Below are 13,105 nucleotides of genomic sequence, written 5' to 3' on the forward strand. Positions count from 1 at the left end.
ATCTGAGACAATTGTAATCCTCGATAGAAAGCGGTTACAATAGTTTAAATTCTGTTACCGGTAACAGAATTTAAACCGCCCCCAAAATGAAAAACCCGCCTGGCTGTATGTCGACCGCATCATCATGATGGAGCGCTTCTTCCGACCACGCATCATATATTCTTTTGTCGCTTGCAATCTTCAAATCCCGCAATCTGACACGGCGCACCTCGCTGCCCTGGTGGAAGAAGTAGATCAGCTCTTTTCCTTCATCCGTTCGGGAAAAACTGACAAAATCGTTTTCGTCGTCAACCAGCCTCCACTCGAGCGCTCCATACGTCAATACATCATTTTCTTGTTTTCGCAAAGCGATCAGCCGTTTCATAAATCTGAGCATCTCTTGATTCTGTTTCTCTTCTTCCCAAACCATGCACTTCCGGCACAATGGGTCATCCCCGCCGTCCAGCCCGATTTCGGTTCCGTAATAAATGCACGGCGAGCCTGTCTGAGCAAACATAAATGCCAAAAGAGAGCGTACTTTTTTCTCATCTCCTCCGCATCTTGTCAAAATCCGCTTCGTGTCATGGCTGTCCAGCAAATTAAACATCACCTCATTGACCTGCTTCATCCCGCTCATGAGATGCGAATTGATGCGGCTCGCCATTTGCGAAGCTGAAATCGATCCGTCTGCAAAATAGTCAATCATCGGTTCTGTGAACGGGTAGTTCATAACCGAATGAAATTCGTCTCCTCTAAGCCACGGATCAGCCTGATGCCAGATTTCGCCCAATATAAAAATGTCGGGCTTTTCTGCAGTAACGGCTTGACGGAACTTCTTCCAAAACGCATGATCGACTTCATTCGCCACATCCAAACGCCAGCCGTCGATATCAAATTCGCGTATCCAGTACAGCGCGATATCAAGTAAATAAGCCTGAACTTCCGGGTTGGCGGTATTGAGCTTCGGCATCTCGGGCGTAAACGCAAATGTATCGTAGCCGCCTTCTTTAACAGGAAAAGAATGAACATGAAACCAGTCTTTATAACGGGACTTTTCACCGTTTTTGACGACATCCTGCCACTCTCGCGAAGCGCTGCCGATGTGATTAAAAACAGCGTCAAGCATGATCTTCATTCCCCGCTCGTGAAGCCGGCTGACCAGCGTGCGAAAGAGTTCCTCATCGCCAAAATGCGGATCGATCGAGCAATAGTCCAATGTATCGTATTTATGGTTGGAAGGCGCGGCAAAGATCGGCGTCAAATAAATGCCGCCTACCCCCAAGTCTTCCAGATAGTCCAGTTTGTCTATGATCCCCTGCAAATCCCCTCCGAAAAAATCGTCCACCTCGGGGTCCTTGCTTCCCCACGGCAAAGCGTTTTCCGGAGACAAATCCTCTCGGCCGCTGGCAAAGCGCTCCGGAAAAATTTGATACCAGACGGTTGATTTGACCCAGTCGGGTGCATTAAACGTATCTGCCTCATGAACAAACGGAAATTTAAAACAGTACTTGGCCATATCTGCCGCTTTTCCGGCAAACGGACAGGCACCACTGCTTCCGTAAAAAGTGTCTTGACCATCAGCGCCTGTAAGGATAAACCCGTATTGCAGACGCCTGAATGGAGGCGCCACTTCGGCAAACCAGTAATCATGCGTGCTTGTCGCGGCAATTTTCGCCATCGCAAGCTCGTTCGCTTTCCATGTGCCACCGGTGTATTCGTAAGGATCTCCCCAAATGAAGCGTACGTGATCGGCATCATTCTTTTTTGTACGGATTTTGATGTGCAATGTCCTTCCATCGTAAGAATAGGCATCAGAGCTGAAAGGCTGATGATGAATCGCTGCATATTCCATCATGTTTCCCCCTTTTTGGTTGTCCGGCTGTGATAAACCGGCTTTTATTCTGAAATTATCATGACGGCATAACAGGAACAATCATTTTCAGCTTGTTACCGGTAACAGAATGAGACCCTTACAAAGTCGATTCCCGGACAATAAGTTCCGGCTCAAAAAATTGATTGCCTTGCGACGCTCCGTCTTCATTGATTTTTTTCAGCAGGATTCTGGCGCAAGCCTCTCCCATTTCAACAACAGGCTGTCTGATCGTCGTCAGGCGAGGCGAAGCGATCCGGTCGAGAAACACCCCGTCATAGCCGGTAACCGCGACATCTTCCGGAATTTTTTTGCCGAGCGATTGCGCCGCGCGGATGACCCCGAGTGCGATGCGGTCGGAAGCGCAAACCACGGCTGCCGGTGCATCAAGGGATGCCAGCACTTCCAGTGCGCGTGCTTCACTTTTTTTCGAACTGTTTTCCATCCGGAAAATCGCCGCTTTTTTCAGACTGCCTTCCATCGCCTGAAGGTAGCCTTTTTCCCTTGACCGTTCAAAGGGTTCATCCAAATCAATTCCAAAAAAGACGACATTACGGACGCCCAGCCCAATGACGTGGCGTGTTGCCATATAGGTACCTTTTTCATTGTTAACATCAATAAAATCATAGCCCATTTCATTTTGGCCAAATACAACGACAGGCTTTTCAAATACTTTAATCAGCCCTTCAAAATCGGCTTTTCTCAACCCCGTCGCTATAATGCCGTCACACTGGCCGATATTGAGAGATTTCCTTGTGACAAGCTGCAAAGCATAATGGTGACGGTCCAGCTCGCGGCTGATTCCCGTTAACAGGTTCATATAATAAGGTTCAGTCGTATCCATTTCTTCCAGTATGAGCAGCTTGACGACCTGTGTTCTGTTTTGAACGAGCGCTCTTGCTGCATAGTTCGGTATATAATTGAGCTCCTTCATTGCGGAATGAACAAGCTTTTTCAATTCATCCGTCACAGTCTCAGGATGATTGATCACCCGCGATACCGTCATTTTCGATACATTTGCTTTCTTTGCTACATCAGATAACGTTGCCATTTCATCCCCGCCTTACCTATACGATTCAAACTGTCAGCTAGTCCTTTCTGAGGGCTGATGACACCTTGTTAAAATTAATTATAAGATGGAATCAAAGAAATTTTATAAGAAGGAGAAAATAAAAAAACGGATTTCCTTTAGGAAATCCGTCCTATCACTCTTTTCTTCTATCTTTGAACATAGATCGAAACCGATCCGCCGTTTACGTGAAACTCTCCCCAGCCTTCTGCATTGATGACAACAGAATCGGAACGGTTTCCGGTGATGTCATGCCATGTCTCACCGGCGTTTTGCCGGCCGACATACATTCGCTTTGTCCCGCCGGGTCCGTCTGTTATTAACGCCGCCAAACCGGAATTTGCAACCGAGCTGTCGCCTTCCCTCGTCCAGCCGACAATGTTATGATGATCGAAATAATCATGCTGTGCTCCGTACGCATATTGTTTTCTCGCTTTTAAGATCGGTTCGATTTTGTGTTTCAGGGCAGGAATTTCGCGCTGCGAGGCTCCTTTCGTCCCGTACATATCCCCGTAGAAAATCTGCGGGTAGCCTGCTTCTCTTGTCAAAATAAAAGCGTAAGCCAGCGGCTTAAACCATGTTTGGACAGTCGACTCAAGCGATTGCCCCGGCTGTGTATCATGGTTATCAACAAACGTAACCGCTTTCACAGGATGCTTGGAAACGACTGTTCCGTTCAGCAATTTCCTCATATCATAGCCGCCTCCCTGTGTCGATGCAGCATGGAACTGGTAATGAAGCGGCACGTCAAACACTGAATGATTAAAGTTTGTTTTGTTCAAATAGTTTTCCAGCGCACCTAAGTCATTCTGCCAATATTCGGCTACCGTAAACATTTCCTTTCCCGTTTTTTCCCTGACATGATTGACCCAATCCCGCAAAAAAGAAAATTTAATGTGTTTGACGGCATCAAGGCGGAATCCGTCCAATTGCAGCTCATTGGCATACCACGTTCCCCATCTCTTTATTTCTGCCGTGACATCAGGATGATCATAATCGATGTCGGCATACATCAAGTAATCATAGTTGCCGTTTTCATTGGAAACTTCCCAATCCCATGCCTTTCCTTGAAACTTATAGATGCGGTTCAGCTTTCGGGACTCGTCCCAATCGGTTCCGTCAAAATGGTACCAATACCATTTGAAATCGCTGTATGTGCTGCCGCGCCCCGGGAATTGAAAATGTGTCCACGCTTTGATTCGCTGTTCTCCTGATGTTACGCGGTTGCGGTCAGCGGGATCGACTTCAACAGCCGTTACATCTTCGGTCGCATCAGCGCCGCCTTTGTGGTTGATGACTACATCGCCGTAAACGTTGATGTCCCGGGAATGAAGACTGTTGATCGCAGATTGCAGTTCTCCCTTTGTGCCGTACTTTGTCCGAACCGTCCCTTTTTGATGAAACTCCCCTAAATCATACAGATCGTAAGCGCCGTAGCCTACATCGTCTTGACTCGTTCCCTTATATGCCGGGGGAATCCAGACGGCAGTAATACCGTGTTCAGCCAAATATGCCGAGTCATTTTGTAAGCGCTTCCAATGTTGGCCGTCATTTGGCATGTACCACTCAAAATATTGCATCAGCGTCCCATTAAGATTTGCCGCCGCTGCTGCAGAGTGAGGCAGCAAGAAGATGAGCGCAAATAACAGCGGCAGCAATCGGGCATAAAGCCGTTTGTGTTGTTTCATGATTTTCCTCTCCCCTTTCAAAGTGAAACACATGCTATTGTATAAATATTTTGAATTTTTAACAAATATCGTTTTCCCTATATTTTCTTGCAACAGAAAAGCGCCGATATGGCGCTTTCTTCTCATTTATTCAATATCCTCTCTGCTTCTTCACTTCTTCAAGCTGAGATACAGTTACCAATTGATAGCCCTTTGCTTTCAGCTTTTTAATAATCTCTTCCGCCGCTTCTGCGGACGTTGCATAAATATCGTGCATTAAGACGATTTTTCCGTCTCCCGCATGACTCATGACATGATTGACAATCTTTTGTTTATTTCTGTACTTCCAATCTTCCGGATCAACATCCCACAACGAGACCTTCAGATTGGAAAGCGAGCGGACGGAATCATTGATTCCGCCATATGGAGGGCGCAAGTGTGCCGGCTGGTGTCCGCTGATTTTTTCGATCATTTCTTGCGTGTCGTTAATTTCCTGATACGCTTTTTCATTTGACAGCCTTGTCAATAACGGATGGTCCCAGGAATGGTTGCCGACTTCGTTTCCTTCCTTCAGCATTCGTTTTATCGTTTCGGGATAATATTGGGCTCTGCTTCCAAGCACAAAGAAGGTCGCATGCCCTTCATGCTTTTGTAAAGCATTCAATATTTTATTCGTTGTAGCGGGATTCGGGCCGTCATCAAATGTGAGAGCAATCACTTTTTCATCAGGATTTATTTTCGCCTGTTTCGGAAGGGGGACAGGCTCCTGCTCTCGTTTGGCCTGAAGACGGCTCTTTTTCATATCCTGATATTGGTCTTTTAAAATATCTTTTACCCATTCTTTTTTTATTTTTACAGACTGCTCAAGACCGGTTTGTTTTTTCTCAAAATAAAATTCGACTTCGTTTTCCAGGAGCGCGAAGCGGCTGAAATGCTCTTCCTGAGGGCTTGTCCCTTCTTTTAATAAAGCCGTGTCGGCAGACGGATTCCGATTTTTCAATTCCTGATAGGCAATGCTTGAAATCCTGTTCAGAAAATCTGAATTTTCTTCGAACAGGTCTTGAAGGGACAGCAGCTTTTTCTGTTTTAAATCGGCGTTAAACGTCTTGACAGACGTTGTACCCGAAACGCCCCCGGCCTCTATGTATTGATTCAGCACCACACTGGCTGCATCTTTTGTGTAATAGACAACCTTATATTTGATGTTCAGTTCAAAAGGCCCGTCTTTATGCTGAGCCTGGGCCTTTGCATTATCCTCTTTAAAACTGGCCAATTCTTGATTCACATAATCTTTTATTTGTTCATCGATTTCTTTTATGCGAAATACCGGATAGTGGATGGCATACCGCTCTTGTTTGCTGTCGCTGACCATGGATTCGACGCCGAGGCCGGATTGTCCGCCGTCTTTTTTTGGTTGAGGGGGCTCTTGACTGTTGCTTGACACCTTATTGTAAGAGTACCCCGCCAAACCTATTAATATCGTTAAAAAAATCAACATTTTAACCCATCGAAATGATGGTTTGCCAGACATCGCTGCTCACTCTCCTGTTTCATGACTTGCTTTCTCTGTTTCTATTACAAATATTGTTTCTCATACCGGGACTAATATAAAAGCGTCGACGGAAGCTTTATTTCCTGATTTCCGGCCGCATACGGGGCGATATCATACTGCTGAAATACAATTGAAATTCCGCTGCTTGTATAATAGAAAGCCGTGTGTTCATCCAAGCGGATATCGCTCTTTTTAAGATCAGAATAAAACTGTTCCGGATGTTCGTTGATATAGCTGAAAATATAGTTTTTTGCTTTTTCGATTTTTGCCTGATTGTTTAATACGTCAGTCAGCACGACTTGTTTGCGCTTGTCAAAGTCAAAGTTGTAGGATGTAGCGGTGTACATGCCGTGCGCGCCGCCGGAGAACTGATAGTCATAGATTAAAAAGCTCAGTTTGCCTTCCTCGTTGTATTTGACTTTGTAGGACGTTTCATAGACGTTCTCCTCGTCCTTATCCTTCTTTTCGGCATCTTTAACGATTTTTTGAAATTCTTTATAAGAGTTTTTTAAATGATGTTTTACCGCTTCGTTGGCCAGCTGGGCATCTTCTTCCTTCAAATCGCTGAATACCGGAAAAGAAAGCGAACTGATGTCTTTGTAATATTCCGTGTGAATCGCGGCTTTTCTATTTTGTGAAGCGTTTATTTGAGATGTTCCTTTATTGATGATGAATAGCAGCGATGCTGTGAGTACAAGGAATCCTAAAATAGCCATCGCTTTTTTCATAAGCATGCTCCTTTGTCAATCTTCTTTTAAACTCGTAACATATCATTTTCTTTTGTAACACAAATGTAATATTTATTTCATATTTGTAATGATACCCACTTTTAAATCCCCCGTCAACTTTTTTGGGTAAAAATTTCTTCTGACGGCAAAAATAAGACACTCTCAATTCCTGAGAGTGGCGTTAACGGAATGATGAATGAGACGTGCGTCTTCACGCTTTTTTTGAGGGGCTTTAAAGGCGGAAAAACGCAGGCCGCGGACTTCGTGATCAGTCTGACCGGAGTCTTCATTTTAGCCGTATTGTTTCAGCATGTCGGATAATGTCCGCTTCATCCTTTCGATTAATTCGGAAGGCTTCTGAATAATTGCTTCCCGGCCGAATGAAATGAAATAATCCGCAAAAAAATCAATGTCCTTCGGCGCGATCTCTCCTTTCAGCACGCCGGACCCGTCTTCTTTTACATCCAGCTCAAGGTGCGGCCATTTGAGGGAACCGTGCCGTTCTACTCCTTTTTTTGTCAGCTCCGCGGATAATTCCAATGTCTCCCTTGGCCGGGACACAGCTGAAAAACGGTTCTTTAAATTAAGACCGGTCAAATCAAGCGGGGCCGTATGTTCATCAAGTTCGGCCCGCTTAATCCGGTCGCACCTGAAGATGCGGTAGTCTTGTCTTAAAAAACAGTAAGCCGGGCAATACCACTTCCCTTGATTGGCATAGATTCCGATCGGCTGAATGTTTCTCTTGCTTGCTGCGCCATTTGCTTCATATTCGATGATCAACACCTTTTGCTGAACTGCCGCTTCAAGCAGCACCTTTAAGACCGGAATGTCGTCTTTTTGCTCATAAGGCGTATAAAAAGCAACGCGATCCTTCATACTGTCAATCGCATCCCGGATGTCTCCTGTAAGGTTCAAATAAAATTTCTTTTTGATGGAGTCGTACTGAGCGTCAAACGGCAGGGATATATAATGCTTCAGCGCATCGATCGCAAAGAAGATGGCGATCGCTTCGTTCTCGCTGAAGGCGATGGGAGGAAGAATCCTTTCATTTAACACTTGATACCCTCCGTGGGGGCCGGTTTCAGAATAGAGGGGCACCCCCATTTCGCTGAGCTCTTGCAAATCCCTTAAAACCGTTCTCTTGGAAACGCCGAATTCCTGCGCCAGCTCCCCGACCGTAAATCGTTTTTTCCGGTTTACCATCATGATCATTTCATTCAATCGTTTCGCTTTAGACATGAAAACCTCCAATCATTTTTTAACCATGACATAAGTTGTCACTATTATAATATACAATCTTCTTAGATCAACAAAAAAAGGAGATGTTCGCTCTATGAAAACGCAATTTACACCTTACATCCTGATGAATGGAAGAGCAAAGGAAGCGATTGATTATTATCGTGATGTACTCGAGGCTGAAGTAAAGTTCAGTCAGACGATTGGCGAAGGCCCCGCAGATGAGGCGGCGAATTTTAAGGATGACGAATTGGCTTTCATCGCACACGCCGTTTTGACAATCGGCGACGCCGTCATGATGATCGCCGACATCATTCCTGAACTGCCTTTCCAAAGTGGAAACCAATTGTCCATTTGCGTAACGGCAGCTGACGTTTCTTCGGCCAAGCGGCTGTTTGGCAAGCTGAGCGAGCGGGGCGAGGTCAAGCTTGAGCTGAAGGAGACTTATTTCAGTCCCGCTTACGGCATTGTCACCGATCCGTTCGGCGTTACCTTTCAAATTTTTGCCGCGCGTCCCGCATAAATGAACAAATGAGACAGATCAAAAAAGGCCGGGTTTCATGAACCGGCCTTTTTTGCACGGAAAAATTTGCAGGGTTTTTTGGCTAAAAAGCGGTATTTGACCACAAAAATTTAAAAAACTGCGTTTTTTCAAATTCACTTGACAAAGGGCATTTATGGAAACGCCTCTTCTTTTTGGTATAATAAGGGGTAGCAACAGTTCGGTTCTATATAAGGGCGGTCGGCTCACCCTCCATCTCTTGGAGAGAAAGGGGGTGAGCATGTGACAGTATCAGAGGCGTTGCAACTCATGGTCTCTTTCGGCATTCTTGTCGTGGCAATTCTGTCATCGAACGACAAAAAAAAGTAAGATCGCCCTTGATTCCCACACCAAGACGATCTTACTTTTTAATTGGGATCTAAAAATAGAGCCGACTCCTTTTTACGGAGCCTCTCTGTTGCTTCCGGGAGATGTTGCCGCATCTTCCGGTTTTTTTCAGTTTACGCATTCATCTAAAGATTATTCTGTTTCACACCTTGAATATATCACGATTTCCTTTATTTATCAATATGGATGCGTTTATATAAAAATGGAGTCACGGTCAAATGCGATATGAGAAGATAAATTCCTGATGACAGGATCATCTGGTCAATCGTAACTTCAAAATCGGGAAAAGGCCTTTCTACATCAGAAAGGCCCCTCTTTTTTTACTCCCCGCTGCACATGTGAGGAGAGGTTGACCAATATCCCGGCTGACGTCAGCATGAACATTAACGAAGAACCTCCGTAGCTGACAAACGGAAGAGGAATTCCGGTAATGGGAAGAAGGCCGAAAACAGCGCCCAGGTTAAATAATGCCTGAATCATGATCTGAAATGTAATGCCGACCGCCAGCAGCTTTCCAAACGGATCATCGATTTGCGCAGCGATCTTAACACCTCTTAACATGATCAACAGGTAGGCCCCGATGATCATCAACAGCCCGACACCGCCGAGTTCTTCACTGATGACCGCCATGATAAAATCCGTATGGGCTTCAGGAAGAAACCCCAGCTTTTGAACGCTGTTCCCCAATCCATTCCCCCATACCCCGCCCGAATCAATGGCAAGGTAGGAATTGATCAACTGGTAGCCGTCTCCGTTTTCATTTTGAAAAGGATCGCTGAACGATGTCAGCCTTTTTAACCGGTACGACGCTGTCATAGCAAAATATGCGATGCCCGCCCCTGCCATTGTTCCGAGAAGCAGCAAGTGCCGTATTCTGAGACCGGCGCACAACAGAACCGCTCCGCAGCTTAACAGGATCGAAACAGCGGTGCCCAAGTCGGGCTGTTTTAAAATCAAAAAAAACACAGCGGCCAAAATGATCAGCGGCGGCATGACGCCCTTTCCAAAATCGGCGATGTATCTCTGCTTTTTTGCATACACATAGGCGAAATAAATAACCATCACAAGCTTCACAGCCTCGGACGGCTGGATCATGAGCGAACCGAGTTGAATCCACCTTTGAGAATTGTTTTTCTCCATCCCGATTCCCGGCAGCAAAACGAGAATCAGCAGCAAAAAAGAAAGCTTCACCAAAAAACGGATGAGTTTGCTGTAAGCTTTGTAAGGGAAAAAGACGGCAGCCGAAAAAAAGGTCAAACCGATGAGCAGCCACTGCAGCTGCTTCATAAAAAAATAGCTGCCATCATGATACTTCATATATCCGAGGGGGTAGCCGGCACTGTATACCATCAGCAAGCCAAACGAGGATAAAAACAGAACCGAAGCAATCAATACATAATCCAGTTTCTTTAGATGGGAAAGAATCATTTTGTGCACCTTCATCCCCAGTCATTCCCAAACATGTAATGTTTAGATCTGATATTCACACTGAAAACGAGACCTAAGGCGATCATGTTGGTCAGCAGCGCGCTGCCGCCATAGCTGATAAACGGAAGAGCGAGCCCTGTGATCGGCATTAACCCGATCGTCATCCCGATATTTTGGAACACTTGGAATACAATCAACCCCGCAACCCCCGCACATATATAAAGACCGAACAGACTGTTGGACGAGATCGCGATCCTGATGATTCTGTAGATCATCAGAAAATAGAGACAGACTAATGTGACGGCACCCAAAAAGCCGAATTCTTCACCAATCACGGCGAAAATAAAATCGGTATGAGCCTCCGGAATCTTCCCTCCCTGCACTTGGGTTCCATGAGTAAAGCCGCTTCCTGACATCTGGCCCGATCCGATCCCCAATAACGCCTGCGTCAGCTGGTATCCATATGTAGAAGCATGTTCATGAGGACTGAGCCAGCCGTATATCCGGTCAAGCTGGTGAGGCTTAATTATCTTTGAAAAAATCTCAAAGTAATGATTGTGCAAATACGTCAAAAAGGCGACCAATCCCATGAATCCAAGCGACAAGGACATGATCATTCTCCCCGAAATCCCCGAGACAAGCATCAACGTGAATGCGATCGACAAAATCACCAATGCGGACCCTAAATCAGGCTGTACCAATATGAAGAAAAACGGAATCACCGTGTACACCATGATTTTCCCCGTCGGTATGATGCTCTCCGTGAAGGAGAACCTTTTATGCTGAAATTGGTTGAGTATCGAAGCCAACAGAAGAATCAAAATGATCTTCATAAATTCTGAAGGCTGGATTTCGATGACTCCGAAGCTGATCCACCTTTGTGAACCATTTTTATAAGTTCCAAAAAAATGAACGAGAATCAGAAGAAAAACGGCTCCCGCAAATAAACGAAGCGCCAATCGTTCTAGCAGCTCATAGTCGATGTAGGCCGTTCCCGCCATGACGCCAAACCCGACAAGATACCAAAAAACCTGCCGTTTCGCAAAATAAAAAGGGTCCTGTGTTTCATACTGGCCGGACCCGCTGTAAACGGCCAGCAGACTAATGATAAACAAACAAAATAGAATGAGCAGAAGGCTGACGTCAATGTTGATAGGCTTTCTTTTCATCTGTAACATGCTCCATCATGATTTATGTGACAGCTGGTTGAAAACGAATTGAACCGCTGCGGCATCATCAATATAGCCGATTGGAAAAATATAATCCGGTATGACATCAACAGAAACGATGAAATACAGCAAAGCGCCGCCCATCAGCAGCAATTCACGCGGCGTCCCCCGCCCTGAGGTAAATCGGCTGTACATGTCGTGCAAACGGGTCAGAAAAGGACCAATGCCGGCGACTTTCTCGACTTTGGATTCAAACTCAGCCAGAATGGTACGCTTTCCTTCTTCCGTCTGGGAATATTGTTCGTACTCATTCAATTTGTTTTTCAGTTCTTCCGTGGTAAAGGACCGATCATAGACATTTGAGGTTTGCAAAACATCTTCAATTTCGGCAACTGACGAGTGAATATCCTGACGTTCGCTTTCCCTCGTCTTCTCGATCGCATAGCCGGCCGCTGTCATCATCTCATCAAAAGAAACGCCGAGACTTTCTGAAAACCTTTGCAAATGGTTCAGGTTTGCTTTTCTTTTGCCATTGATGATTCTTGAGATGGTCGCTTTATCGATTTGAGTGCGTTCGCTCAATTCTCTTAAAGATAATGATCTTTTTCGCAAATGCTCTTTCAGCAGCGCCCCCAGCTGATTTTTCTTTTGTTCATCCACGAGCCTTTCTCCTCTCACACTAAAAATGTATCAATCTATCAGCCAAAAGGCCAAGTCGGTATAAATATATAGAACCGTTGTCAAAATGTCAACGAATAACCATAGACATCTGTTTTATCTCACTTATTCCACCCTATAATTGTTGACAAATAAACAAAAAAAGAGCGAGTCAAAACTCACTCCTTCACCGATATCAATCCAAACCCGTTTTAACGCCGAACCCGACAAGCACCAGCCCCGCGGCTTTTTGAAAGACCTTCTGGAATTTCACGCTTCTCAGCCATTTTTTTGCGAAATCGATCAAATATACGAGGATGAGGAACCAAAACACAGCAAGAAAGGTAAGGATTAAAGCGAGGATGATCAACTGCTGGTTGACGCTTTCTCTTAAATTAATAAATTGAGGCATAATCGTGATATAAACCAAAACAGTTTTCGGATTGAGAACGTTGCTGAACAATCCTTGCATAAACGAATCCTTATAATGCCGGCTTGATGCGTTTTCGGTTTTGTTCTTCTCGGCTTGTATGTCCTCCAAAGAAAACATTTTTTTCGCGAAAAAGCTTTTAATGCCTAAATATATTAAATAGGCCGCCCCCAAGTATTTGATCGTATTGAACAGAATCACCGATTTCGCAATCACCACCGCTAAGCCGAGAACGGCAATCAGCGTCCAGAAAGAAAGCCCTGTCGCCAAACCGAGAACATTGCAGCGCCCGGCGTTCGGCCCGTAGCGAAGCGTGTTTTTCACCACAAGCATCGTATCTGCTCCTGGTATCACCACCATCATGGCGGCAATCGATATGTATGACAGCAGGCTATCCATCAGATGTCTCCCCCCATACTGGTTTTATATAG

Annotated in this window: 12 protein-coding genes; 2 read left to right on the plus strand and 10 right to left on the minus strand. The window is 45.3% G+C overall.

Going from position 1 to position 13,105, the window contains the following annotated elements; translation table 11 throughout:
• Positions 1–70 precede the first annotated feature (70 nt).
• From LQ247_RS16640 to LQ247_RS16665, 6 genes are all read right to left on the minus strand, one after another.
• Entirely contained in the window at positions 71–1,834 is a 1,764-nt protein-coding gene (locus LQ247_RS16640; protein WP_231006309.1) for a glycoside hydrolase family 13 protein, read from the minus strand.
• Positions 1,835–1,949: 115 nt separating this feature from the next.
• Positions 1,950–2,900, minus strand: a complete 951-nt coding sequence (locus LQ247_RS16645; RefSeq protein ID WP_020450398.1) for a LacI family DNA-binding transcriptional regulator — start codon at positions 2,898–2,900, stop codon at positions 1,950–1,952.
• Between the two features lie 167 nt (positions 2,901–3,067).
• Complete coding sequence (gene amyS, locus LQ247_RS16650) at positions 3,068–4,606, minus strand: alpha-amylase (protein ID WP_231006310.1); 1,539 nt, start codon at positions 4,604–4,606, stop codon at positions 3,068–3,070.
• 130 nt (positions 4,607–4,736) lie between these two features.
• A complete protein-coding gene (locus LQ247_RS16655) occupies positions 4,737–6,116 on the minus strand; it encodes a polysaccharide deacetylase family protein (RefSeq protein WP_020450396.1) in 1,380 nt (459 codons plus the stop codon).
• Between the two features lie 71 nt (positions 6,117–6,187).
• On the minus strand, positions 6,188–6,865 hold the full coding sequence (locus tag LQ247_RS16660; protein WP_035337087.1) for a DUF3298 and DUF4163 domain-containing protein: 678 nt from the start codon (positions 6,863–6,865) through the stop codon (positions 6,188–6,190).
• A 291-nt stretch (positions 6,866–7,156) separates the two neighbouring features.
• Positions 7,157–8,104 carry a helix-turn-helix transcriptional regulator gene (locus LQ247_RS16665; protein ID WP_023855558.1) on the minus strand — a complete coding sequence of 316 codons (948 nt, stop codon included), beginning with the start codon at positions 8,102–8,104 and terminating at the stop codon, positions 7,157–7,159.
• Between the two features lie 94 nt (positions 8,105–8,198).
• On the opposite strand from LQ247_RS16665, the gene LQ247_RS16670 reads away from it, so the two are divergent.
• Both LQ247_RS16670 and LQ247_RS22355 read left to right on the plus strand, forming a co-directional pair.
• Positions 8,199–8,624 carry a VOC family protein gene (locus LQ247_RS16670; RefSeq protein ID WP_020450393.1) on the plus strand — a complete coding sequence of 142 codons (426 nt, stop codon included), beginning with the start codon at positions 8,199–8,201 and terminating at the stop codon, positions 8,622–8,624.
• Between the two features lie 261 nt (positions 8,625–8,885).
• A complete protein-coding gene (locus tag LQ247_RS22355; RefSeq protein ID WP_003179417.1) occupies positions 8,886–8,972 on the plus strand; it encodes a putative holin-like toxin in 87 nt (28 codons plus the stop codon).
• A gap of 318 nt (positions 8,973–9,290) precedes the next feature.
• Here LQ247_RS22355 and ftsW read toward each other — a convergent pair whose 3' ends face one another.
• The 4 genes from ftsW to LQ247_RS16690 all read right to left on the minus strand — a co-directional run bounded on the left by ftsW (position 9,291) and on the right by LQ247_RS16690 (position 13,073).
• Entirely contained in the window at positions 9,291–10,433 is a 1,143-nt protein-coding gene (ftsW, locus tag LQ247_RS16675) for a putative lipid II flippase FtsW (RefSeq protein WP_020450390.1), read from the minus strand.
• The gene (rodA, locus tag LQ247_RS16680; protein WP_020450389.1) at positions 10,430–11,587 is read right to left on the minus strand and encodes a rod shape-determining protein RodA; all 1,158 of its coding nucleotides are present in this window, start codon (positions 11,585–11,587) and stop codon (positions 10,430–10,432) included. Before rodA ends, ftsW begins: the two co-directional genes overlap by 4 nt.
• 15 nt (positions 11,588–11,602) lie before the next feature.
• Positions 11,603–12,247 (minus strand): helix-turn-helix domain-containing protein, encoded by a 645-nt coding sequence (locus LQ247_RS16685; RefSeq protein ID WP_020450388.1) that lies wholly within the window; start codon positions 12,245–12,247, stop codon positions 11,603–11,605.
• Positions 12,248–12,440: 193 nt separating this feature from the next.
• Positions 12,441–13,073, minus strand: a complete 633-nt coding sequence (locus LQ247_RS16690; protein ID WP_020450387.1) for a homoserine/threonine efflux transporter — start codon at positions 13,071–13,073, stop codon at positions 12,441–12,443.
• Between the last annotated feature and the right edge of the window lie 32 nt (positions 13,074–13,105).

The organism is Bacillus sp. BS3(2021), from assembly GCF_021043345.1.
GTDB lineage: Bacteria > Bacillota > Bacilli > Bacillales > Bacillaceae > Bacillus > Bacillus paralicheniformis.

Excerpts from the sequence above, each read along its gene's own strand:
- LQ247_RS16665 (WP_023855558.1), bottom strand. The coding sequence starts at position 8,104 with ATGTCTAAAGCGAAACGATTGAATGAAATGATCATGATGGTAAACCGG.
- ftsW (WP_020450390.1), bottom strand. The coding sequence starts at position 10,433 with ATGAAGGTGCACAAAATGATTCTTTCCCATCTAAAGAAACTGGATTAT.
- LQ247_RS16690 (WP_020450387.1), bottom strand. The coding sequence starts at position 13,073 with ATGGATAGCCTGCTGTCATACATATCGATTGCCGCCATGATGGTGGTG.
- LQ247_RS16670 (WP_020450393.1), top strand. The coding sequence starts at position 8,199 with ATGAAAACGCAATTTACACCTTACATCCTGATGAATGGAAGAGCAAAG.
- LQ247_RS16640 (WP_231006309.1), bottom strand. The coding sequence starts at position 1,834 with ATGATGGAATATGCAGCGATTCATCATCAGCCTTTCAGCTCTGATGCC.
- LQ247_RS16660 (WP_035337087.1), bottom strand. The coding sequence starts at position 6,865 with ATGAAAAAAGCGATGGCTATTTTAGGATTCCTTGTACTCACAGCATCG.
- LQ247_RS16655 (WP_020450396.1), bottom strand. The coding sequence starts at position 6,116 with ATGTCTGGCAAACCATCATTTCGATGGGTTAAAATGTTGATTTTTTTA.
- LQ247_RS16645 (WP_020450398.1), bottom strand. The coding sequence starts at position 2,900 with ATGGCAACGTTATCTGATGTAGCAAAGAAAGCAAATGTATCGAAAATG.
- amyS (WP_231006310.1), bottom strand. The coding sequence starts at position 4,606 with ATGAAACAACACAAACGGCTTTATGCCCGATTGCTGCCGCTGTTATTT.
- rodA (WP_020450389.1), bottom strand. The coding sequence starts at position 11,587 with ATGAAAAGAAAGCCTATCAACATTGACGTCAGCCTTCTGCTCATTCTA.